This is a genomic window from Streptomyces sp. NPDC048664, assembly GCF_040650555.1.
GTDB lineage: Bacteria > Actinomycetota > Actinomycetes > Streptomycetales > Streptomycetaceae > Streptomyces.
Genome location: NZ_JBEZHK010000033.1, coordinates 1 through 21,256 on the forward strand (window position 1 = coordinate 1; position 21,256 = coordinate 21,256).

The following is a 21,256-nucleotide window of genomic DNA, read 5'->3' on the forward strand; positions in this document are numbered from 1 at the left end:
AGGCGTACGCGGTGGCGAGTGCGGCGAGTTCGTCCAGCCCCTCGTCGATGGGGCGTGCCGGATGCTCGATGAGGCCGTCGGTGAAGAAGCTCCGGCACCTCCCGCCGTCGTGTGTTCCGGGTTCCGGAGTCAGGAGGCGACATCCTCGCCCCCCAAGGCTCCTCAGGCTCAGAAGGAGCACGGTTCCCCCCACGCCACAGGATTGCGTGCGGGTCGCCACGGGTAGACCGGCTACGACCGATTCGCCCTGGCAGCGGCCTTGGGAGGGACAATCTTCATGCTCGTGGAAGCACTCGGCTCCGCCGTTCTCGGGTTCGCCCTCGCGTGGTGGGCCGCGCACCGGCTGGCCCACCGGCTGCCGCTGCGCGCCCTGGTGCTCTCGACCGGTGTGGCGGGTGCCGTGTTCGGCGCGTTCATCACCCACAGCGCGCTGGCGTCGGCCGGAATCCCGGTGATCCTCATCGGCGCGCTCGTCGTCTCGGCGGCCTCGTTGTCGCTGCTGCTGCGCCCCGCGGAAAGACTGCGCCGCCGGTCGGCGACGGCGTGAGGCCGCCGCCGGGCCCCGACTCGCCCGGCACGCCCCGCAGGGAGCCGCCCGAGACGGCCCGCCCCGAGCGGCGGTCACCCTGACGCGCACCGCCGCCACCCTGCCGAGATGCGACCGGCCGCACCACGGTGCGGCCGGTCGGGGCGGGGATCGGAGGGGCCGGGTCAGGCGGCCAGCCCCAGCGCCGCCATCCGCTTCGTGTGCGCCTCGGTGATCCGCGAGAACATCCGGCCGACCTCGGCCAGGTCGAAGCCGTCCGCGACACCGCCGACGAGCATCGTCGACAGCGCGTCGCGCTCCGCGACCACCCGCTGCGACTGCGACAGGGCCTCGCCCATCAGCCGCCGCGCCCACAGCGCGAGCCGGCCGCCGACCCGCTGGTCGGCGTCGATCGCGGCACGCACCTTCTCGACGGCGAAGCCCGCGTGCCCGGTGTCGTCGAGCACGGTCAGGACGAGTTCACGCGTGTCGGAGTCCAGACGGGCCGCGACCTCGCGGTAGAAGTCGCTGGCGATCGAGTCGCCCACGTACGCCTTGACGAGCCCCTCCAGCCAGTCCGAGGGAGCCGTCTGCTTGTGGAAGCTGTCGTACGCCGCCACGAACGGCTCCATCGCCCCGGTCGGCTCGGCCCCGATCTCGGTGAGCCGGTTCCTGATCCGCTCGAAGTGGTGGAACTCGGCGGACGCCATCTTCGCCAGCTCCGCCTTGTCCACGAGCGTGGGCGCCAGCTTCGCGTCCTCAGCGAGCCGTTCGAACGCCGCGAGCTCGCCGTAGGCGAGCGCGCCGAGCAGGTCCACGACCGCCGCGCGGTACTGGGGATCGACGGAGGCCTTCGCCCAGTCCTGGGCGGCGACCGAGGTGGGTTCGGCGGATGCGTCGTCGGGAGCGTTGTCAGGCGTCGTCATGAAGCGCACAATAGCCCGCTCACCGGGTGCCGGAAGGCCCTGGTCAATCACTGTGACGACGACTACGTGACCGAATCGGCCAACACGTGTGCGGGATTCCGGGGTATGGTGGTAATGCGCCTGCCGAGTATTCGACGGGCCGCACGTATGAGGATGCCCGGTCGGTGGCCCGATCGGCTCCGACCTGACAGCCCTCCCTGTCCGTACGGCACTGTGCGTACGGAGTCCGGAGGGACACCCTCAGCGGTACGAGCGCTGGAGCGTCGGCGTGGTCCCGTGCCACAGGCCCGTCCCCCAAGTCGGCCGACGTCGTCCGTACGGTCACGACCCCCGCGTTCGCCTCGCACCGCGCACACAGAAGAGGCAGCACCCTGACTACGACTTTCAGAGATCTCGGAATCCTTCCCGAGACCGCCGAAGCCCTTGAAGCAGTCGGCATCATCAACCCCTTCCCCATCCAGGAGATGACGCTGCCGGTCGCCCTGTCCGGCACCGACATCATCGGCCAGGCCAAGACCGGCACGGGCAAGACGCTCGGCTTCGGCCTTCCGCTCCTCGAGCGCGTCACCGTCCCCGCGGACGTCGAGGCGGGCCGCGCCAAGCCCGAGGCGCTCACCGACGCCCCCCAGGCTCTCGTCGTCGTCCCCACGCGCGAGCTGTGCACGCAGGTCACCAACGACCTGCTGACCGCGGGCAAGGTGCGCAACGTGCGCGTCCTCGCGATCTACGGCGGCCGGGCCTACGAGCCCCAGGTCGAGGCCCTGAAGAACGGCGTCGACGTGATCGTCGGCACCCCGGGCAGGCTCCTGGACCTCGCGGGCCAGAAGAAGCTGAACCTGAAGCACGTGAAGTGCCTGGTCCTCGACGAGGCCGACGAGATGCTCGACCTGGGCTTCCTGCCCGACGTCGAGAAGATCATCAACATGCTGCCGGCCAAGCGCCAGACCATGCTGTTCTCGGCGACCATGCCGGGCGCCGTCATCGGACTGGCCCGCCGCTACATGTCGCAGCCCACGCACATCCGGGCCACCGCGCCCGACGACCAGGGCGCGACCGTCGCGAACATCGCGCAGCACGTCTACCGCGCGCACTCCATGGACAAGCCGGAGATGGTCGCACGCATCCTCCAGGCCGAGGGCCGGGGACTCGCGATGATCTTCTGTCGCACCAAGCGGACGGCGGCCGACATCGCCGAGCAGCTCCAGCGGCGCGGGTTCGCCTCCGGCGCGGTCCACGGCGACCTGGGCCAGGGCGCGCGCGAGCAGGCCCTGCGGGCCTTCCGCAACGGCAAGGTGGACGTCCTCGTCTGCACCGACGTCGCGGCGCGCGGTATCGATGTCGAGGGAGTCACCCACGTCATCAACTACCAGTCCCCCGAGGACGAGAAGACGTTCCTGCACCGCGTCGGCCGTACGGGCCGCGCGGGCGCGTCGGGCACGGCGATCACGTTCGTCGACTGGGACGACATCCCCCGCTGGCAGCTGATCAACAAGGCGCTGGAGCTGGGCTTCCACGAGCCGGTGGAGACCTACTCCACCTCGCCCCACTTCTTCACCGACCTCGGCATCCCCGCGGGCACCAAGGGTGTCCTGCCCCGTTCCGAGCGCACCCGCGCGGGCCTGGGCGCCGAGGAGCTCGAGGACCTCGGCGAGACCGGTGGCCGCGGTGCGCGCGGACGCCGTTCCTCGGGCCCCGCGCCGGCCGAGCGCGAGCATGAGCGTGAGCGTCCGGCGCGTGCGCCGCGTCGTCGCCGCCGCACCCGGGCCGGAGAGGCGCTGGGCGCGCCGGCCGGCACGGACACGACGGCGGCCGTGAAGGCGCCGGACGCGGCCGAGGCCGACGCGCCGCGCACGCCGCGTCGCCGTCGCCGGATGCGCGCCGGGCAGTCGGCGGAGACGGTCGCGGTCACGCCGGTGGCCGAGTCGGCTCCCCCGGCGGTGTCCGACGCCGCGGAGGTGGCCGTGGAGACGGCCGAGCCGGTGAAGTCGCGCCGCCGCCGCACCCGCAAGAGCGCCGAGACCGTCGCGGACACCGCGGTGGTGGACGTCCCGGTCGTGCGGGAGGCCCCGGCCGCCGTGGCCGCGGTGGACACCGCGGAGTCGGCGCAGGAGCCGCAGAGCACGCCGCGTCGCCGTACCCGCAAGGCGGCGGAGGCCGCCCCGGTCGCCGCCGAAGCCGTCCTCGACACCGTCGAGGCCGCGGAGGCCAAGCCGCGCCGCACCCGCAAGGCCGCGACCGCCAAGGTCGCCGAAGCCGCCGTCGAAGCGGTCGAGGCCGCGCCCCGACGCCGTACGCGCAAGGCCGCGGTGGCCGAGCCCGAGGTGATCACCGAGGCCGTCGAGGCCACGGAGACCAAGCCGCGGCGCACGCGCAAGACCGCTGCCGCCAAGGCCGAAGCCGCCCTCGACACCGTCGAGGCCACGGAGACCAAGCCGCGCCGCACCCGCAAGACCGCGGAGCCGGCCGTCGAGAGCCCGGAGGAGGAGCCGAAGCCGCGTCGCCGCACGCGCAAGACAGCCGCCACCGAGCCCGAGGCGGTCGCCGAGGCCGTCGAGGCCACGGAGACCAAGCCGCGGCGCACGCGCAAGACCGCTGCCGCCAAGGCCGAAGCCGCCCTCGACACCGTCGAGGCCACGGAGACCAAGCCGCGCCGCACCCGCAAGACCGCGGAGCCGGCCGTCGAGAGCCCGGAGGAGGAGCCGAAGCCGCGTCGCCGCACGCGCAAGGCCACCACCGCCGAGCCCGAGATCCCCGCGCAGACGGCCGAGGAGCCCGAGGCCAAGCCGCGCCGCCGTACCCGCAAGGCGGTGGCCGCCGAGCCCGAGATCCCGGCTCAGGCGGACGACGCTCCGGCGAAGCCCCGGCGCCGTACGCGCAAGGCCGCGGAGCCTGCCGAGAGCTGACGCGACACCACGCCGGCGGCCCGCCTCCCCATCCGTGGGAGGCGGGCCGCCGGCGTTCCAACTGGCCGGTAACATCCTGTCCATGAGCCGTCCCCCCACCTTCACCCCTCCCCCCGGCGTCCGGGCGCACCGTCTTGTCACGGACCGCGGGGAGTTCGCCGTGCTCGACGCGGAAGCGGCGACCGCGCGGGTCAGGGGGACCGCCCTGCTGCTGCCCGGGTTCACCGGCAGCAAGGAGGACTTCATCGTGCTGCAGCCGCTGCTCGCCGCGGCCGGATACCGCACCGTCGCCGTCGACGGACGAGGTCAGCACGAGTCGCCGGGTCCCCGGGACGACGAGGCGCCGTACGCGCAGGCGGAGCTGGCCCACGACGTGCTCGCCCAGGCGCGGGCCGTGGCCGACGGCGGACCTCTGCATCTCCTCGGGCACTCCATGGGCGGTCAGGTCTCCCGGGCCGCTGTCCTCCTCGACGCCTCCCCCTTCGTCTCGCTGACGCTGATGTCCTCCGGACCGGCGCGGATCGCGGCCTCCCAGCAGGAGCGGGTCACGATGCTGCGCGACGGCCTCGCGGTCATCACCATGGCCGAGGCATGGGACGTGATGCAGGCCATGGAGGCGCAGGCGGCCGGTGCCTCGGACCTGGACGAGGGGCTGGTGGACGGCGACGACCTGCGCCGCCGCTGGCTGGGCACCAGCCCGGCCCAGCTCATCGCCACGGGCCGCCAGCTGTGCGAGGAGCCGGACCGGGTGGCGGAACTGGCCGCCGTCGGCCTGCCGCTGCACGTGCTGTCGGGTGACCACGACGACACCTGGCCGGTGGAGCTGCTGGACGACATGGCCGTCCGGCTGGGCGCGCGGCGCACCGTCGTGCCACGGGCGGACCACTCCCCCAACACGGACCAGCCCGAGGCGACGGCCCGCGCCGTGGCCGCGTTCTGGGACGAGGTGCCCGCGTCCGCCTGACCCGCCCGGCCGGTACCGGGCCGGGGCCGGGCCGGTCCTAGAACTGGCTCTGCAGGTGCCCCCAGAAGCCGTCCCGCAGCGCGCGTCGCAGGTCGGCCTGGCCGCGCAGGGAGTACTGGAGCAGCCCCTCGGCCTCCACCAGCAGATCCTGGTCGACGGAGCCCGGCAGGTAGGGGTGGCCGGGAAGCAGGTCGGCGAGCGCCTCCCGGCCCCGCTCCGACAGCCACTTCGCGGCGATCCGGGCGCCCACGAAGCGGACCTCCTCACGGGTGGGGCGGGTCCCTGCGGACGCCTCGTGGGTCGCGGCGGTCCGCCGGTTCACATACGGCTTGAAGAAGTCGATCTCCAGGGTGCGCTGGCTGTCGACCTCCCACAGCAGCGGCTCCGCCTGGTTGCGGCCCTCCGGCGCCTCGATGCCCCACAGATGCACCCGCGCCCCGAACCCCTGCGCCGCCTCGACCGCCGACACCAGGTCCTCGTCGCCGCCGATGAGCGCGGCGTCGCTGATGGCGCGGTGCCGGGCCAGTGACTCCAGGTCGGACCTGATGAGGGAGTCGACGCCCTTCTGCTGGTTGTTGGCGTTGAGGTTGCCGAGCCGCACCTTGACGTCGGGCAGTTCGGCGATGGTCTGCTGCTCGGCGGTGTGGATGCGTCGGCGGGCTCCGTCGTACCAGTACACGCGCAGCAGCCTGCTGTCCGCGAAGATCGTGCGCGCCTTGTCGATCAGTGCCTCGATCAGCCCCTCGGCGTCGAGGTCGAAGGCCCGGCGGTCCTCGGTACCGGCGATCAGGCGTCCCGCGGCCGCGTACAGATACCCGGCGTCGACGAAGATCGCGTGGGTCGAGGGGGTCTTGGCCACTTCGGCGAGCATGCGTCGAAGCAGCTCGTTGGTGTGGTCGATACGGGCGCCGAGCGCCGCCAGGTCGTCGTTCATACTGCGCCCATTGTCCCGGCGCTCACGCAGCGGACACAACCGAGCGACCGGCGTGCACGGCCTGCCGGAAACGGCTCCGTAACCCCGCCGCGACACGTGACTCATTAGGGACTCGAAAATTTTCCTTAGCGTAGGGAATGTTTGTAACAAGCATCCCGTTGACTCAGTACAGGAGGGGGGCAGAGCTGCCCCGCGCTCCGCACGCCAGTAGTTCTCCTCAGGAGGATGACCAGACGAAGGGAGAAGCCATGCGCTTCGAAATCTTGCGACTCGACGACGTCGACGGCACGCCCGTGGACAAGACCGTCGTGGACGCCGCCTCCGTCAAGCAGATCGTTCAGCAGGCCGCGGCCATCGGGCAGCGACTGTGGATCCGCCCGGCCGACCCGTCCATCGTTTCGTAGGGGTTTCGCCGGTCAGAGACTTCTCAGCCCCGTACGGCAGCAGTGCCGTACGGGGCTGAGCGCGTCCCGGGGGGCTCCCGGGGAGGTTCAGGTCCCGTGGATGACCTGGGTGATGCCGTTGATGATCTGCTGGACGGCGATGGCGGAGAGCATCATGCCCGCGAGCCGGGTCACCAGCACCACACCGCCGTCCTTGATCACGCGGATGATCAGCAGCGAGTAGCGCATCACCAGCCACAGCACGACGTGGATCGCGAGGATCGCGGTCCACACCGACACCTGGGTGGCGACGCTGCCGGCCTTCTGGACCGCCAGGATCACCGAGACGATCGCGCCCGGGCCGGCGAGCAGCGGCATGCCGAGCGGCACCAGGGCGACGTTGACGTCCTTGGTCTGCTTGGGCTCGTCGGTCTTGCCGGTCAGCAGGTCCAGGGCGATCAGCAGGAGGAGCAGTCCGCCCGCGATCATCAGGGCGGGCACGGAGACATGCAGGTAGTCCAGGATCTGGTGGCCGAGGACACCGAACACCGCTATGACCCCGCCGGCGACGCAGACGGCCTGGAGGGCCATCCGCTTCTGCACCTTGGCGGGGCGTCCCGCGGTGAGCGCGAGGAAGATCGGGGTGATCCCGGGGGGATCCATGATCACGAAGAGGGTGAGGAACAGGGAGCCGAAGACGGCGACGTCGAACATGAGGGCCTTGCGGGGGAGTACGGGTGACGACACGGCGAGGAGCACGCCGTGCCCTGGGGAAGCCATGGGCGCGACCCAGGACGGCCGGCCTGTGGGGGCGGGAAGGAGATGAGGAAGGAAGAGAAGGAGGGAGGGGGCGAGGAAGGGGCCGGGGAGGCGGGGCGGGAACAGGCCTTGAGGGCCGGCCCTCAGGCGGTCCGCCGCCCGGGTCCACCGGCACCCGGCACCGGGAACGCCCCGGTGGCACGCCGTGTGATCTCCCCGTAGACCTCGGGGTCGGTGGTGAACTGTCCGGGCACGCAGGTCTTGCGGCTGCCGTGGTAGTCGGAGGAGCCGGTCGCCAGCAGGCCCAGTTCGCGGGCGAGCCCGCGCAGCCGTGCCCGGGTCGCCGGGTCGTGGTCCATGTGGTCGACCTCGATGCCGTCGAGTCCCGCCGCGGCGAGGTCGGCGATGGCGGACTCCGGGACGGTCCGGCCGCGCTTGACGGCGGCGGGGTGCGCGAAGACGGTGACCCCGCCCGCGGCCTTGACCAGGCGGATCGCCTCGAACGGATCGGTCTCGTGCTTCTCGACGTACGCGCGACCGCCGTCGGCCAGCCAGGCGGGGGTGAACGCGTCGGAGACGCTGTCCACGACGCCGAGCTCGACCAGCGCGGAGGCCAGGTGCGGGCGGCCCACCGAGCCGTCGCCGGCGATACGCGCCACCCGCTCCCAGTCGATCGGCACGCCCAGCTCCTGGAGCCTCGCGGTCATGGCCCGGGCCCGGGGCACGCGGTCGTCGCGCACCAGCTCGCGTTCGGCGAGCAGCGCGGGCTCCCGCGGGTCGAAGAGGTAGGCCAGCATGTGCATGCTGACGCCGTCGAGGCGGCAGGAGAGTTCGGCGCCGGTGACCAGGGTCAGCCCCTCGGGCAGGGCGTCCAGTGCCTCGGCGTGGCCCCGGGTGGTGTCGTGGTCGGTGAGCGCGACGACGTCCAGTCCGGCCGCGGCGGCGGCGCGCACCAGCTCGGCGGGGGTGTCCGTACCGTCGGAGGCGGTGGAGTGGGTGTGCAGATCGATGCGCACGACACGGACTCCAAGCGATGACAGGACGGAACGAACGACGGGGACGCTCCAGGATAACGGGCGTCCGAGACCCCTCGTGTCACACCCGCGAGGGGGAAGCGCCCCCTACACCGCCCCCTCCACCTCGCCGCCGCACCCCGCCGCCGCGTCGCGCCCGGCGCGTCACGGCTCCAGCAGGCGCGGGGAGAGCGCCCCGCAGGGCAGCAGGTCCACCTCGGCTCCGGCGTCCCGCAGGTCGGTCAGCACCAGTTCGTCGTACATCAGCATCCCCGTCTGCTCGGGCCAGACGATCGCCCACAGCCACAGGCCCAGCGCCTCGCCCGCGAAGACCGCGCGGTCGACGGGGGCGCCGGAGACATGCCACAGCGGCGTGGGGCGGCCCACGGCCAGCACCTTCGCCTGGGGCGGCTTCTCGACGTTCAGATAGGGGCCGGGGTCGGGGCCGTCCACCCCCGCGTACCGGGCACCGAGTCCGACGCCCAGTTCCTCGGCGACGAGGATCAGCTCACCCATCCCGCCGAGCGGCCCGGGGCCCGAGCAGGCGACCGCGGTGGCCCTGCCCCCGCTGCGGTCGTCGCCCGCGTAGGCCACGCCGGTGAACAGCCAGCCCACCGGCAGGGGCCAGGGCATCCACACCGGCACCTTGGCGCGGTGCACCACCACGCTGAGGGCCTCGACGCTGGGCGGGATCACGGGCTGCAACGGATGGACATTGCCGTGCACATCGCACTGCCAGGAGTCGGCAAAGAGTCCGGGAGCCCTGACCCGGCCACCACACTTCGGGCAACTGGGTTCGCCCCTCATAGGGCTCCACGGTCCTCCCCGGGCAGCGCCACGTCAAGGACGATCACCCGTCCGGAGTGCGCCCCGGGTCAGTCCAGCGGGACCGACCGGCGGGCCGGATCGCGCAGGTCCGTCCCGTGCGTCAGCCAGCGCTCCTGGAGGGCCTGGGCACCGTGCACCCGCTTCCAGGCGGCCTCGTTCGACGTCATCGGCAGCAGCGGCAGGAACCGCACCGCCTCCAGGGGCTCGTCCAGCTCCAGGTCCTCGACCAGACCGCCCGGTTCGGCGACCAGGACCGAACTGAACGGGGCGCCCGGCCACAGCGGCTCCCCCACGTCCAGCGAGGCGCCGGGGGCCACGATCACACCCTCGACCTGAGGGGACGCGGCGAGCACGGCCAGCGGGCGCAGCACCTTGTCGGTGTCGGCGAGACCGCCGCGCACGGACAGGACCAGTTCGGCCCGGGGGCCCTTCAACGGGTCGGCGAGCATCGCCGACGGATCCGTCATGGGCTGGGCGGACATGCCGAGCGTGGCGTAGCGCAGGACGTCCCCCTCCTCGAAGCGCAGCACCTCGATGCGGTCCGTACCCAGGAAGGTGACCGCGGCGCGCGCGTCCGGTTCACCCAGCGTGGTACGCAAACGGGCCTCGACCAGAGGAAGGACATCAACCATGCGGTGAGCATAGAACTCGTCAGTAGCGGGCAAAGCAGCACCTTGACACTTCGGCGTGCTGATACTGTTGGCCGGTGGTTTCGGGCAGCACGCAGAAGCGTCGCGATCGGGTCCCGACGCCATGCGAAATCCCCTACGGGGATGGGATCGTCCCTCAGCGGGGACTGGCCGGAGGAGGTGGGGCTGTCATGGATCGAAGTCGACCGTGCAGTAGCACCCGCTCTTCCGACCGCTGATGTAGCCGTTTCGGCTCTGGCTGATCGCCACCTCTCGCACACGCGCCGCGTTTCCGTACGGATTCCCCGGGTTATCCGGACCCACGTCGGATCCACCCGTGCGCCACGGAAGAGCACTTCGTTTCGTTCTACCTGATCCGTCCGATCTGTTTGATCCGAGTCAAGTAGCGAAGCCGGCCACCGCAACGGTGCGGTGCTCCCCGCTTTGTGGACGTGCCAAACGTCTTTTTGCCAGGACGTCCTCATTCCGGGTAGTTCCACCCGTCGTCGTACGCCTTCGCTGCTCGCCGCTCGTTGCGAAGGAGCCTGCCCCATGTCGATGATCCGTGACCTGCGCGCCGCGGTCCGCCCCTCCCGCCCCGTGCCTCGCAAGGACACCGGCACCTACGACACCACGCGCGACCCGGCCACGCCGTCCGCCGTGGTGGACTGCGCGGTGTACCGCGACGGGGTGCGCGTGCAGACCCCCGCGCCCCTGTCGCCGCAGGAGGCGATGCGGCTGGTGCGGCGCGACGGAGGCTTCGTGTGGATCGGTCTGCACGAGCCGACGGAGGCCGAGTTCGCCGGTATCGCGGGCGAGTTCGGGCTGCACCCGCTCGCCGTGGAGGACGCGGTGCAGGCGCACCAGCGGCCGAAGCTGGAGCGGTACGACGACTCCCTCTTCACGGTCTTCAAGACCATCCACTACGTGGAGCACGACCGGCTGACCGCCAACAGCGAGGTCGTGGAGACCGGCGAGGTCATGTGCTTCACCGGACGGGACTTCTTCATCACCGTCCGGCACGGCGGCCAGGGTTCGCTGCGCGGTCTGCGCAGCCGGCTCCAGGAGGACCCCGAACTGCTCGCCAAGGGTCCCTCCGCCGTGCTGCACGCGATCGCCGACCATGTCGTGGACGGGTACATCGCGGTGGCCGACGCCGTGCAGGACGACATCGACGAGGTGGAGACGGAGGTGTTCTCGCCGGACCGGAAGGGCACGCCCCGCGGCACGGACGCGAGCCGCATCTACCAACTCAAGCGCGAGGTGATGGAGTTCAAGCGCGCGGTGGCGCCGCTGCTGCGCCCGATGGTGCTGCTGAGCGAGCGGCCCATGCGGCTCATCGACCCGGACATCCAGAAGTACTTCCGGGACGTGGCGGACCACCTGGCGCGGGTCCACGAGCAGGTGATGGGCTTCGACGAACTGCTGAACTCCATCCTCCAGGCCAACCTGGCGCAGGCGTCCGTCGCGCAGAACGAGGACATGCGCAAGATCACCGCGTGGGCGGCGATCATCGCCGTACCGACGATGGTCTGCGGGGTGTACGGCATGAACTTCTCGTACATGCCCGAACTGCACTGGAAGTACGGCTACCCGGCGATCATGGGCGTCACCGTGGTCATCTGCCTGGGCATCCACCGCACCCTGAAGCGCAACGGCTGGCTGTGAGGGACCGCCCTCGGACAGGCCCAGGGCCTAGGGTGGGCGCATGACCAGCGAACTGCTCGACGCGGCCCTCGTCGAGGAGGCCACGAAGAAGTCCGGACTGATCTGGGTCCAGGGCTCGGGTGACGCGGGCACCGGACCCGCGCGCCCCCTGTGGCACGTGTGGCACGCGGGTGCCGCCTGCGTGCTCGGCGACGGCCCCGGCGAGCAGCCGCTGACCGGTCTGACCGACGGCGGCGAGGCCGTCGTCACGGTCCGCAGCAAGGACAAGGGCGGCCGTGTCGTCGCCTGGCCCGCGACGGTGGTGGAGCTGGCGCCGGGCTCGCCCGAGTGGGACGCCGCGGTCGCCGAGCTCAAGGGCAAGCGGCTGAACGCCGGTGACGGCGAGGAGATGCCGCTGCGCTGGCGCCGCGAGTGCCGCGTCCTGCGGCTTCAGCCGCATGGTACGACGCTGCCGCTGCCGGACGACTCGCTCGCGGCGCCGCCTCCGGCGACCCCGGCCGTCACCCGCGAGCCGATCCCGGCGGCCCTGCCGCGACTGCTGCGGCGCAAGCGCCGGTAGCGAGCCGCGAGGGCGGCCTGCCGCGTCGTCCGCTCAGGACGACGGCAGCTGCTTCCCGTAGTCCACCGTCTCGTTGTCCGGCGGCCGCACCAGCGGGAAGTCCTTTCCCCAGTCCGACAGGGCCAGCGTGCCGGCGTTGCCCGCGCGGACCAGCCGCAGCGGGTACGGCCGGCCCTTGAGGGAGACGTCCAGCGTGCCGCCGGCACCCTTGTCCCCGGTGATCCGGATGGTGGGCACCCCGCCCTGCTCGTGGTGGCCGTCCGTCGTCAGGGCGCCGTGCAGGGTGAGGAGTCCGTCCAGCAGGAGACCCTTGTCGGTGAATCCGCTGAACCGCTTGTAGGCCGGGTCCGACGTCGGCACCTTCACGTACTTGCCGCCCAGCTTGCTCGCCGCCGCCGAGCCCCCGCCGTCCGTGGAACCGCCGTCCTGCCGGGCCCAGAAGGCGGCGTCGGCCTTCAGAAACAGGTGTTCGCCCACCCGCAGCAGACCGAAGGTGCCGTTCTTCGAGGTGACGGATCCGGTGCCGCCGTCGCCCTTGAGGCGCATGTCCAGCTTGAACGTGCCGCCGTTGCTCACGACGGTCCCGGACAGCCGAACCGTCGGCGCCGACTTCGCCGCGGCGCGCGTCCGGCTCTGGATCTGCTCGGCCGGCAGCTTCCCCACGCCGTTCGTCCCGGCGTCCGGGTCGCCGCTGCCGCATCCCGTGAGGCCCGTCCCCGCGACGACCAGCGCGCACATCGCGGCCACCAGCGCGGACCTGCGGGTACGGGCCTGGGGAATCTCAGTCACGGGTGGTGCTGCCTCTCCTGCGGACGACCGCGGAAGCCGGCGAAAGCCCCCGCGAGAGCCCGGCGCCTTCCCGGGCGGCGTACGGCAGCGTACCGGGGTGGCAGGAGCCCTCCGGAGCTGGTCCTGGCGCGCCTCTCGCCAGGGCGTACCGCACCGGGACGGGCTAGCCTGAAGCCCACGCGAGCGGACAAACCGGCTGGAACAGGAGGCGCGGGCATGGCGGCAAGCGCCCCTCGCATCTTCGTCTCCCACCTGGCCGCCGTCGCCGTCTTCGATCCGAACGGCGACCAGGTCGGACGGGTGCGCGATCTGATCGTCATGCTGCGCGTGGGGCGGCGACCCCCGCGCCTGCTCGGCCTGGTCGTGGAACTGACCACCCGCCGCCGCATCTTCCTGCCCATGACCCGGGTGACCGGCATCGAGTCCGGCCAGGTGATCACGACCGGCGTGCTGAACGTGCGCCGCTTCGAGCAGCGGCCCACCGAGCGGCTGGTCTTCGGGGAACTGCTGGACCGCCGCGTGAAGCTGGTCGAGAACGGCGAGGAGGTCACCGTCCTGGACCTCTCCGTGCAGCAGCTTCCCGCCCGCCGGGAGTGGGAGGTCGACAAGGTCTTCGTGCGCAAGGGCAAGGGCGGGGCCTTTCGGCGCGCCAAGGGCGAGACGCTCACGGTGGAGTGGTCCGCGGTCACCGGGTTCTCGCTGGAGGAGCAGGGCCAGGGCGCGGAGAGCCTCCTCGCCACCTTCGAGCAGCTGCGCCCCGCCGACCTCGCCAACGTGCTGCACCATCTGTCCGCCAAGCGGCGCGCGGAGGTGGCCGCCGCCCTGGACGACGACCGGCTCGCCGATGTCCTCGAACAGCTGCCCGAGGACGATCAGATCGAGATCCTGGGCAAGCTCCAGGAGGAGCGTGCCGCCGACGTCCTGGAGGCGATGGACCCCGACGACGCCGCCGACCTGCTCGGGGAGCTCCCCGAGGACGAGCAGGAGCGCCTGCTGAGCCTGATGAAGCCGGACGACGCCGCCGACATGCGCCGGCTGATGTCGTACGAGGAGAAGACGGCGGGCGGCCTGATGACCACCGAGCCGATCGTGCTGCGGCCCGACGCCACCATCGCCGACGCGCTCGCCCGGGTCCGCAACCCCGACCTGTCCCCCGCCCTCGCCGCCCAGGTCTACGTCTGCCGCCCACCGGACGAGACGCCGACGGGCAAGTACCTGGGCACCGTGCACTTCCAGCGGCTGCTGCGCGACCCCCCGTACACGCTCGTCAGCTCCATCCTGGACGACGATCTGCAGCCACTGGCGCCGGACGCGCCCCTGCCCCTGGTGGCGGGCTTCTTCGCGACCTACGACATGGTCTCGGCGCCGGTCGTCGACGAGTCCGGCTCACTGCTCGGCGTGGTGACCGTCGACGACGTGCTCGACCACATGCTGCCGGACGACTGGCGCGAGACGGAGTTCCACCTGGAGGACGAGGGGGCCGCCAGTGGCTCCTGAGCGCGAGAAGATGCCCTCCGGCGCGACCGCCGCCTCCCGCCCGCACCGCGCCCGCCTGGACCAACCGCAGCCGCGCCGCACCAGGTGGCTGCCCGAGTGGGACCCTGAGGCCTTCGGACGGCTGTCGGAGCGGATCGCGCGGTTCCTGGGCACCGGACGGTTCATCGTATGGATGACGGTCGTCATCATCATCTGGCTGGTGTGGAACATCAGCGCCCCGCACTCCCTGCGCTTCGACCCGTACCCGTTCATCTTCCTGACCCTGATGCTGTCCCTCCAGGCCTCCTACGCCGCCCCGCTGATCCTGCTCGCGCAGAACCGCCAGGACGACCGCGACCGGGTCAACCTCGAACAGGACCGCAAGCAGAACGAGCGGTCGATCGCCGACACCGAGTACCTGACCCGGGAGGTGGCCGCGCTGCGCACCGGACTCGGCGAGGTCGCCACCCGCGACTGGATCCGCTCCGAACTCCAGGACCTCGTCAGGGAACTGGACGGCGGCGGGCGACGCGGTGACGGGGCGGTCGTATTCCCGGCGGAACGGGCGGGCGGACGTGACGTAGACGACCGCTGACGGGGCTATCCCGGGCCCCCGCGGAGCGCCGTACCATCGTCCTTATGGTTACGGAAGACGCGGTGCGCGAAGCACTGGCGACGGTGAACGACCCCGAGATCCAGCGGCCCATCACCGAGCTGGGGATGGTCAAGTCGGTGGAGATCGGTGCGGACGGAACGGTCGCGGTCGCCGTGTACCTGACGGTCTCCGGCTGCCCGATGCGCGACACGATCACGCAGCGGGTCACGGAGGCGGTCTCCCGGGTCGAGGGCGTCACCGGTGTGGACGTCACCCTCGACGTGATGAGCGACGAGCAGCGGCGCGAACTCGCGACCGCGCTGCGCGGCGGGCAGGCCGAGCGCGAGGTCCCGTTCGCCAAGCCCGGGTCGCTGACCCGTGTCTACGCGGTGGCGTCCGGCAAGGGCGGCGTCGGCAAGTCCTCGGTGACGGTGAACCTGGCCGCGGCGATGGCGGCCGACGGCCTCAAGGTCGGTGTCGTGGACGCCGACATCTACGGCCACAGCGTGCCGCGCATGCTGGGCGCCGACGGACGCCCCACCCAGGTCGAGAACATGATCATGCCGCCGCAGGCGAACGGCGTGAAGGTCATCTCGATCGGCATGTTCACCCCGGGCAACGCGCCGGTCGTCTGGCGTGGTCCGATGCTGCACCGCGCACTCCAGCAGTTCCTCGCCGACGTGTTCTGGGGCGACCTGGACGTGCTGCTGCTCGACCTTCCCCCGGGCACGGGCGACATCGCGATCTCGGTGGCCCAGCTGGTGCCGAACGCGGAGATCCTGGTGGTCACCACCCCGCAGCAGGCCGCCGCCGAGGTCGCCGAGCGCGCCGGGTCCATCGCCGTGCAGACCCACCAGAAGATCGTCGGCGTGGTCGAGAACATGTCCGGGCTGCCCTGCCCGCACTGCGGCGAGATGGTGGACGTCTTCGGCACGGGCGGCGGCCAGACGGTCGCCGACGGCCTCACCCGCACCACCGGCGCCACGGTGCCGGTGCTCGGTTCCATCCCGATCGACGTCCGTCTGCGCGAGGGCGGCGACGAGGGCAGGCCGGTGGTCCTGACCGACCCCGAGTCCCCGGCCGGCGCGGCCCTGCGCTCGATCGCGGGCAAGCTGGGCGGGCGTCAGCGGGGCCTGTCGGGCATGTCGCTGGGGATCACGCCGCGCAACAAGTTCTGACACCTCGGCGCCGTCGCGGCGACCGGGTCCAGCGCGCCGAGGGGCGCCGTCCCACCGGTGGGACGGCGCCCCTCGGCGTACCGGCGCCTTGCGGCTCTCGGCTCTCGGGCTACGCGTAGGCCGCGATGTCGGTGATCGCGGCGAAGCCCAGCCCGTAGGCGCTCATGCCCCTGCCGTACGCGCCCACATGGACGCCCGTCCGCGTGGATCCGGCCAGGACCCAGCCGTACTCGGACTCGCGGTAGTGGAAGGGCGTCGGGACGCCGTCCACCGGCAGGGACAGGGTGGACCAGGAGGACCCGGCCAGGTCGTCCGCGAGGACCCACGCCGTCTCGGTCTGCTGGTCCAGCCAGTCGTCCCGCAGGCTGTGGTCGAGCTGGCCGGGCCAGGTGAACGACAGCAGGCCCACTCCCGCGAGCCAGGCGGCGGAGGAGACGGACGTCGCCTCCAGCACTCCCGTGCCGTCCGGGCTGCGCCGCACGGGGTTGGCGGCCACGGTGACCACCACCGCGAACCGCTCCTTGTCCTCGGTCGCCTCACTGCGCGCGGAGGGTTCCTCGCCGTGCCCGATCGAACCGTGCTCCACGGTGCCGTCGGCCGCCGCGCCGACCTGCATCAGCCAGCGCGGCCCCGTGAACGCCTCGTCGAGGCCGTACCACGGGAAGGTCGCCCGGAGGTAGCCGTCCGCCGTTCGCCGGGCGAAGGGGAGTGGTGATCCGCCCTCCGCGGCCGGCGTCTGCGCGCCCACCCGACTCGTCGTCTCCATCTGCCCGGACGCCTCCTCGCTCTCGTCGGACCCGACCGGCCCGCCCCCCACGGGCGTCCGTGCTCCGAAAACGGTCCGCACAACAACTGGGCAGCATAGCCACCGCGCCACGCACAGCCGCAGGACGCCAGGAGTCGAACCCCTCTTCAGGGCGCAATGTGACCGTGCTCACGCCGATCGGAGTATGGTGCGCGTCACATCCGGCCGCGCCCCCTCGCGTCGGGCGGTCCCCCGGCGGCCGGGGGCCCTACCGCGTCAGGTGGCGTCCGCGTCGAAGGGCGGGCGGTCGTCGGGCTCGGCCGTTCCGGGCTTCTTGGTCATGTCGACCGGCCCGGGGGACGGGGAGGCGGAGGGCGGGGAAGCCGGCGAGGACGACGCGGACCCGACGTCGTGGCCGTTCACCGCGTCGGTGACCTCGGCCATCTCCTTGCGCAGGTCGAAGCCGTTGCGGATGTCCTTCAGCCCCAGGTCGTCACCGTCCAGCTGCTTGCGCAGGAACGTCTTGGGGTTGAGGTCCTCGAACTCGAAGTCCTTGAACTCGGGACCGAGCTCGGTGCGGATGTCGTTCTTGGCGCTCTCCGAGAACTCCCGGATCTTCCGGATCGTCCGCGAGACGTCCTGGATCATCTTCGGGAGCTTGTCCGGACCGAAGACGAGCACGGCAAGGACAACGATCGTGACCAGCTCTAGCGGTCCTATGTCATTGAACACCTGAAGCTCCTCGCGATCCTCGGCCCTCGACCCCCGGCCCTCAGTGGTCGGTGCGGGTCATGCGTGGTCCGGGCCGGATCAACGGTACCCGGCGTTGTGGTCGGATCGGTACTGTCCCGGCCTTCCGGCGGCGTCCGGCGGCCGGGTTTTCCGGGTTGTTTGCCTTACGGGGCGGTCTTTGTTCCCGTCCCGGTGCGTTTGCCGTCGATGTCAGCCACCGCCCGCGGACCCGAGGACCAGTGTGATCGTCCGCTCCGCTCCGGCTCGGACGACACGCAGCCGCAGCCGGTCGCCGGGGCGGTGGGCCCGGGTCCTGACGATGAGTTCCGAGCCCGAGTGGACCCGTACGCCGTCGACCTCGGTGACGATGTCCCCGGCCCGGATCCCGGCCTTGGCCCCCGGGCCGCCCGCGGCGACCGCCGGGCCACCGCTCGCGGCCCTGGCGCCCACACGGGCGCCGTCCCCGGAGTAGTTCATGTCGAGGGTGACGCCGATCACCGGGTGGGTGGCCCGGCCGGTGCGGATCAGCTCCTCGGCGACGCGCTTGGCCTGGTTGACGGGAATGGCGAAGCCGAGCCCTATGGAACCCGCCTCGCCGCCGTCGCCGGACCCCCCGGTGTCGTCGGCGGAACGGATGGCGGAGTTGATGCCGACGACCCGGCCGTGCGCGTCGAGCAGCGGGCCGCCGGAGTTGCCGGGGTTGATCGGGGCGTCGGTCTGGAGGGCGTCGACATACGAGACGTCGCTCCCGTCGCCCTTGCCGCCGGCCGTGACGGGACGCTCCTTGGCGCTGATGATCCCCGAGGTGACGGTGCCGGCGAGGCCGAAGGGCGCGCCGATGGCCACCACGGGGTCGCCGACCCGGACACCGTCGGAGTCGCCGAGCGGCAGGGGCCCCCGGCCGTGGGCGTCGCTCAGCTCGACCACCGCGAGGTCGTAGCCGGCGTCCCGGCCGACCACGGTGGCCGTGGCCGTCTCACCGCCTTCGAAGGTCGCGGTGATCCGGCCGCCGGGGCCGGCGGCCTGGACCACGTGGTTGTTGGTCAGGACGTGCCGCTGCCCGTCGAACACGAACCCGGTACCGGTGCCCTCCCCGTCGTCGCCCTTGACGTGCAGGGTCACCACACCGGGCAGCGCCCCGGCGGCGATCCCCGCGACACTGCCCGGGGAGTGCCGGGCGGGCCCCGCCGCCTGGGGCGGCGAGGCGTCACCCGCCGCGCCACCGCGCTCCAGCAGGGAACCGACGGCGCCGCCGATCCCCCCGACGACCAGGGCGACCAGCGCGGCCCCGAGCACCAGGGCCCGCCCGGGGCGCCGTCGGCGGCCGGGCATCGGGGCGCCGTTCTGCTGGAAGGGCGCGCGGGCCGCCCAGGGGTCGTAGGTCCGCCAGGGGTCGGTCGGGGGCGGGGTGGCGCCCGGCGCGGGCGCGCCGAACGGCGGGGGCGCGGCCGCCATCGGGCGCTGGACGGGAGGGGCGGGGGCCCAGGGGCCCGGCCGGCCGTACGGCGGGGTGTCGTAGGCGTCGGGCTCGTGCAACGGCGTGAGGCGCTCACCCACGGCGGGCTCGTGCACGGGGGCCGGGCCGCTCGGTTCGTGGTCGCCACCGCGCTCGGCGCCCGGCACCCCGCCCTCGTCCCGTCCCCCGGCCTCGTCCCGCCCTTCGGGCGTCGCCGGCAGGATCGGCTTCCCCTCGTCCATGCTCTCCCCACATCCGGCCCTCGCTCGCCGCCGGCTTGTCCCATCCGCGCCCGAAACGTTTCGCCGGGCGCGGCCCACCACGGATTCAACCAGGCCCCGGGCCGGGCGCGGACCCCGGTTCAGCGAGCGGCGCGCGCGGAGGCGGTGGGGGTGGGGAACGCCGAGAGGGTGAGGGAGGACGATGGCGACGCGGTGGCGGACGGGGCCGCCGGCACCGGTACGGCCGGCAGAGCGGGAGCCGCCATCGAGGGGGTGGCCGACAGCGAGGTCAGCGTGAGGGGTGCGGTCTCGTTGCCCTGGCGTATGAGGGGCGGCGGCATCACCGCGGCGCCCGCGAGCACGGGAGCGGTCAGGGAGCGCATGTCCGAGGCGTCCTGAACGTCCGTGACCGCGCCCGCGGGGAGCAGCGGAGCCCCGCTCCGCCTCGAAGCGGCCGGCACCCCGTCCTGGGCGCGCTGTTCGAGCAGCGGCCCGATCGAGCGCCGGCGCTGCGTCTCGGACGACGAGGTCGTGCCCGTGCCGCCCGTGCCCGGCGAACGCAGGGGGGTCACATTGCTGCCGCCTCCCGTACCGCCGCGCGACTCGGCGCCGCCCGCGGTCGTGATGCCCGTCGAGACCCCGCCGAGCGCGATGGCGGCCAGCGACACGGCGCCCGCGGCGACGAACGCGAACCTCAGTCCGCGCGAGGACCGCTCGGCGTCCTGACGGCCCACGGGATGGACGCGGAAGCCCCGCTCCCCGGCGGGGGACAGCGCGGCGTGCGGGCCCGAGGGCGCGTACACGAACGGCTCGCCCCTCATGCCGAAGGCTCCGGGACCCGAGGGCAGCCCCGTGACGGACTGGAGCCGTCCGGGGAAGCCTCCCCGGCCGAGGGGGGTGCCCTCGTCGTCGGCGTCGCGGTCGCCTCCCCCGGACAGGCCCTGGAGGCGGGCCAGGAAGCTCTCCGAGGGCGGCGGGGGTGCCGCCGCCGCGAAGACGTTCTTCAGCCGGCGCTGCGCGTCGGCCTCGGCCTTGCACTTCGCGCACGTGGCCAGATGGGCCAGCACACGCTCGCGGGTGTCATGACCGAGCTCTCCGTCCACCAGGGCGGAAAGCCGGTCTCCCAGATGCTGCTCTGCCGGTGTGGGGCGTCGGGATGCACTCACGCGCTCGCGCCCCCTCCCCCCAGCGCGGGCACGCGCGCCACGAAGGACCGGCGCTCGGCGCGGGCCTCGGGCGAGCGGTGCGCCAGGGCCTTGCGCAACTGCGAACGTCCGCGGTGGATACGGGACCTGACCGTGCCCAGCTTGACGCCCAGGGTCGCGGCGATCTCCTCGTAGGACAGCCCTTCGATGTCGCACAGGACGACGGCCGCGCGGAACTCGGGCGCCAGGGTGTCCAGCGCCTGCTGGACGTCCGCGTCGAAGTGCGTGTCGTGGAAGATCTGCTGGGGGGTCGGCTCGCGGCTGGCGAGCCGGTCGGCCGCGTCCTCGCCCAGCGCGTCGAAGCGGATGCGCTGCTTGCGGCGGACCATGTCCAGGAACAGGTTCGTGGTGATGCGGTGCAGCCAGCCCTCGAAGGTGCCGGGCGTGTACGTCGACAGGGAGCGGAAGACCCGGACGAAGACCTCCTGGGTCAGGTCCTCGGCGTCGTGCTGGTTACCTGTCAGGCGGTAGGCGAGCCGGTAGACCCGGGCGCTGTGCGTGCTGACGATCTCCTCCCAGGTGGGCGGAGTCCACGCCTGCGAGTCCGCGTCGGTGGCGAAGGTCGCGGTCGGCGCGGATCCGGCAGCGTGGTGTGTGTCAGCGGTGTCGGTCACGGATTTCGGCTCACCCGACGTTCTGAGGAGGCGCCGCAGCACTCGTCCTCGCTCCGTAGGCGCAGCCGCACCTCCCCTGTCGGCTCTGGTGGTGTCCAGTGGAGCCCCTACCATAGCCACCTCGCCCGTTAGCTCCGGATAAGCGGTTTTGCG

21 protein-coding genes and 1 pseudogene are annotated in these 21,256 nt (G+C 72.5%); 9 read left to right on the forward strand and 13 right to left on the reverse strand.

Translation table 11 applies throughout. From position 1 onward, the window contains the following. Positions 1-181 (reverse strand): annotated as a pseudogene (locus AB0C59_RS28660) (hypothetical protein); the annotation flags it as partial. Positions 182-277: 96 nt separating this feature from the next. On the opposite strand from AB0C59_RS28660, the gene AB0C59_RS28665 reads away from it, so the two are divergent. Next, positions 278-547, forward strand: a complete 270-nt coding sequence (locus tag AB0C59_RS28665) for a hypothetical protein (RefSeq protein ID WP_363009626.1) — start codon at positions 278-280, stop codon at positions 545-547. Positions 548-711: 164 nt separating this feature from the next. Here the strand turns inward: AB0C59_RS28665 and AB0C59_RS28670 are convergent, their stop codons facing one another. Further along, on the reverse strand, positions 712-1,461 hold the full coding sequence (locus AB0C59_RS28670) for a ferritin-like fold-containing protein (protein WP_363009628.1): 750 nt from the start codon (positions 1,459-1,461) through the stop codon (positions 712-714). 455 nt (positions 1,462-1,916) lie between these two features. On the opposite strand from AB0C59_RS28670, the gene AB0C59_RS28675 reads away from it, so the two are divergent. After that, the gene (locus tag AB0C59_RS28675; protein WP_363009630.1) at positions 1,917-4,355 is read left to right on the forward strand and encodes a DEAD/DEAH box helicase; all 2,439 of its coding nucleotides are present in this window, start codon (positions 1,917-1,919) and stop codon (positions 4,353-4,355) included. A gap of 82 nt (positions 4,356-4,437) precedes the next feature. Beyond that, positions 4,438-5,319, forward strand: a complete 882-nt coding sequence (locus tag AB0C59_RS28680) for an alpha/beta hydrolase (RefSeq protein WP_363009632.1) — start codon at positions 4,438-4,440, stop codon at positions 5,317-5,319. Between the two features lie 37 nt (positions 5,320-5,356). Here AB0C59_RS28680 and AB0C59_RS28685 read toward each other — a convergent pair whose 3' ends face one another. Further along, positions 5,357-6,253, reverse strand: a complete 897-nt coding sequence (locus AB0C59_RS28685) for an NYN domain-containing protein (RefSeq protein WP_363009634.1) — start codon at positions 6,251-6,253, stop codon at positions 5,357-5,359. Positions 6,254-6,501: 248 nt separating this feature from the next. On the opposite strand from AB0C59_RS28685, the gene AB0C59_RS28690 reads away from it, so the two are divergent. Continuing rightward, a complete protein-coding gene (locus AB0C59_RS28690) occupies positions 6,502-6,657 on the forward strand; it encodes a hypothetical protein (protein ID WP_363009636.1) in 156 nt (51 codons plus the stop codon). Between the two features lie 87 nt (positions 6,658-6,744). Here the strand turns inward: AB0C59_RS28690 and AB0C59_RS28695 are convergent, their stop codons facing one another. The 4 genes from AB0C59_RS28695 to AB0C59_RS28710 all read right to left on the reverse strand — a co-directional run bounded on the left by AB0C59_RS28695 (position 6,745) and on the right by AB0C59_RS28710 (position 9,868). Next, complete coding sequence (locus tag AB0C59_RS28695; protein WP_363009744.1) at positions 6,745-7,350, reverse strand: MarC family protein; 606 nt, start codon at positions 7,348-7,350, stop codon at positions 6,745-6,747. 188 nt (positions 7,351-7,538) lie between these two features. Beyond that, entirely contained in the window at positions 7,539-8,411 is an 873-nt protein-coding gene (locus tag AB0C59_RS28700; protein ID WP_363009638.1) for a PHP domain-containing protein, read from the reverse strand. A 162-nt stretch (positions 8,412-8,573) separates the two neighbouring features. Continuing rightward, positions 8,574-9,215 (reverse strand): DUF6758 family protein, encoded by a 642-nt coding sequence (locus AB0C59_RS28705; RefSeq protein WP_363009640.1) that lies wholly within the window; start codon positions 9,213-9,215, stop codon positions 8,574-8,576. Between the two features lie 68 nt (positions 9,216-9,283). Beyond that, entirely contained in the window at positions 9,284-9,868 is a 585-nt protein-coding gene (locus AB0C59_RS28710) for a suppressor of fused domain protein (RefSeq protein WP_363009642.1), read from the reverse strand. Between the two features lie 549 nt (positions 9,869-10,417). On the opposite strand from AB0C59_RS28710, the gene AB0C59_RS28715 reads away from it, so the two are divergent. After that, positions 10,418-11,533, forward strand: a complete 1,116-nt coding sequence (locus AB0C59_RS28715; protein WP_363009644.1) for a magnesium and cobalt transport protein CorA — start codon at positions 10,418-10,420, stop codon at positions 11,531-11,533. Positions 11,534-11,573: 40 nt separating this feature from the next. Then, positions 11,574-12,092, forward strand: a complete 519-nt coding sequence (locus AB0C59_RS28720; protein ID WP_363009646.1) for a hypothetical protein — start codon at positions 11,574-11,576, stop codon at positions 12,090-12,092. A gap of 33 nt (positions 12,093-12,125) precedes the next feature. Here the strand turns inward: AB0C59_RS28720 and AB0C59_RS28725 are convergent, their stop codons facing one another. Beyond that, entirely contained in the window at positions 12,126-12,881 is a 756-nt protein-coding gene (locus AB0C59_RS28725) for a hypothetical protein (RefSeq protein WP_363009648.1), read from the reverse strand. A gap of 216 nt (positions 12,882-13,097) precedes the next feature. Here AB0C59_RS28725 and AB0C59_RS28730 point away from each other — a divergent pair, with 216 nt between their 5' ends. From AB0C59_RS28730 to AB0C59_RS28740, 3 genes are read left to right on the forward strand one after another with little or no spacing between them, the layout of a single operon-like run. Next, a complete protein-coding gene (locus tag AB0C59_RS28730; protein WP_363009650.1) occupies positions 13,098-14,378 on the forward strand; it encodes a CBS domain-containing protein in 1,281 nt (426 codons plus the stop codon). 10 nt (positions 14,379-14,388) lie between these two features. Further along, on the forward strand, positions 14,389-14,952 hold the full coding sequence (locus AB0C59_RS28735) for a DUF1003 domain-containing protein (protein ID WP_363009746.1): 564 nt from the start codon (positions 14,389-14,391) through the stop codon (positions 14,950-14,952). Between the two features lie 44 nt (positions 14,953-14,996). Next, positions 14,997-16,130, forward strand: coding sequence for an Mrp/NBP35 family ATP-binding protein (locus AB0C59_RS28740; protein WP_363009652.1), 1,134 nt, complete (start codon positions 14,997-14,999; stop codon positions 16,128-16,130). Between the two features lie 109 nt (positions 16,131-16,239). On the opposite strand, the gene AB0C59_RS28745 is transcribed toward AB0C59_RS28740, so the two are convergent. From AB0C59_RS28745 to sigE, 5 genes are all read right to left on the reverse strand, one after another. Then, positions 16,240-16,896, reverse strand: coding sequence for a hypothetical protein (locus tag AB0C59_RS28745; RefSeq protein ID WP_363009654.1), 657 nt, complete (start codon positions 16,894-16,896; stop codon positions 16,240-16,242). Between the two features lie 255 nt (positions 16,897-17,151). Continuing rightward, positions 17,152-17,607 (reverse strand): sec-independent translocase, encoded by a 456-nt coding sequence (locus AB0C59_RS28750; RefSeq protein ID WP_363009656.1) that lies wholly within the window; start codon positions 17,605-17,607, stop codon positions 17,152-17,154. Between the two features lie 210 nt (positions 17,608-17,817). Further along, entirely contained in the window at positions 17,818-19,305 is a 1,488-nt protein-coding gene (locus AB0C59_RS28755) for a trypsin-like peptidase domain-containing protein (protein ID WP_363009658.1), read from the reverse strand. A 119-nt stretch (positions 19,306-19,424) separates the two neighbouring features. Beyond that, positions 19,425-20,450 (reverse strand): zf-HC2 domain-containing protein, encoded by a 1,026-nt coding sequence (locus AB0C59_RS28760; RefSeq protein ID WP_363009660.1) that lies wholly within the window; start codon positions 20,448-20,450, stop codon positions 19,425-19,427. Beyond that, a complete protein-coding gene (gene sigE / locus AB0C59_RS28765) occupies positions 20,447-21,217 on the reverse strand; it encodes an RNA polymerase sigma factor SigE (RefSeq protein WP_363009662.1) in 771 nt (256 codons plus the stop codon). Before sigE ends, AB0C59_RS28760 begins: the two co-directional genes overlap by 4 nt. Positions 21,218-21,256: the final 39 nt, after the last annotated feature.

Excerpts from the sequence above, each read along its gene's own strand:
- AB0C59_RS28665 (WP_363009626.1), top strand. The coding sequence starts at position 278 with ATGCTCGTGGAAGCACTCGGCTCCGCCGTTCTCGGGTTCGCCCTCGCG.
- AB0C59_RS28675 (WP_363009630.1), top strand. The coding sequence starts at position 1,917 with ATGACGCTGCCGGTCGCCCTGTCCGGCACCGACATCATCGGCCAGGCC.
- AB0C59_RS28680 (WP_363009632.1), top strand. The coding sequence starts at position 4,438 with ATGAGCCGTCCCCCCACCTTCACCCCTCCCCCCGGCGTCCGGGCGCAC.
- AB0C59_RS28685 (WP_363009634.1), bottom strand. The coding sequence starts at position 6,253 with ATGAACGACGACCTGGCGGCGCTCGGCGCCCGTATCGACCACACCAAC.
- AB0C59_RS28690 (WP_363009636.1), top strand. The coding sequence starts at position 6,502 with ATGCGCTTCGAAATCTTGCGACTCGACGACGTCGACGGCACGCCCGTG.
- AB0C59_RS28695 (WP_363009744.1), bottom strand. The coding sequence starts at position 7,350 with ATGTTCGACGTCGCCGTCTTCGGCTCCCTGTTCCTCACCCTCTTCGTG.
- AB0C59_RS28705 (WP_363009640.1), bottom strand. The coding sequence starts at position 9,215 with ATGAGGGGCGAACCCAGTTGCCCGAAGTGTGGTGGCCGGGTCAGGGCT.
- AB0C59_RS28710 (WP_363009642.1), bottom strand. The coding sequence starts at position 9,868 with ATGGTTGATGTCCTTCCTCTGGTCGAGGCCCGTTTGCGTACCACGCTG.
- AB0C59_RS28715 (WP_363009644.1), top strand. The coding sequence starts at position 10,418 with ATGTCGATGATCCGTGACCTGCGCGCCGCGGTCCGCCCCTCCCGCCCC.
- AB0C59_RS28720 (WP_363009646.1), top strand. The coding sequence starts at position 11,574 with ATGACCAGCGAACTGCTCGACGCGGCCCTCGTCGAGGAGGCCACGAAG.
- AB0C59_RS28730 (WP_363009650.1), top strand. The coding sequence starts at position 13,098 with ATGGCGGCAAGCGCCCCTCGCATCTTCGTCTCCCACCTGGCCGCCGTC.
- AB0C59_RS28735 (WP_363009746.1), top strand. The coding sequence starts at position 14,389 with ATGCCCTCCGGCGCGACCGCCGCCTCCCGCCCGCACCGCGCCCGCCTG.
- AB0C59_RS28740 (WP_363009652.1), top strand. The coding sequence starts at position 14,997 with ATGGTTACGGAAGACGCGGTGCGCGAAGCACTGGCGACGGTGAACGAC.
- AB0C59_RS28745 (WP_363009654.1), bottom strand. The coding sequence starts at position 16,896 with ATGGAGACGACGAGTCGGGTGGGCGCGCAGACGCCGGCCGCGGAGGGC.
- AB0C59_RS28755 (WP_363009658.1), bottom strand. The coding sequence starts at position 19,305 with ATGGACGAGGGGAAGCCGATCCTGCCGGCGACGCCCGAAGGGCGGGAC.
- sigE (WP_363009662.1), bottom strand. The coding sequence starts at position 21,217 with ATGGTAGGGGCTCCACTGGACACCACCAGAGCCGACAGGGGAGGTGCG.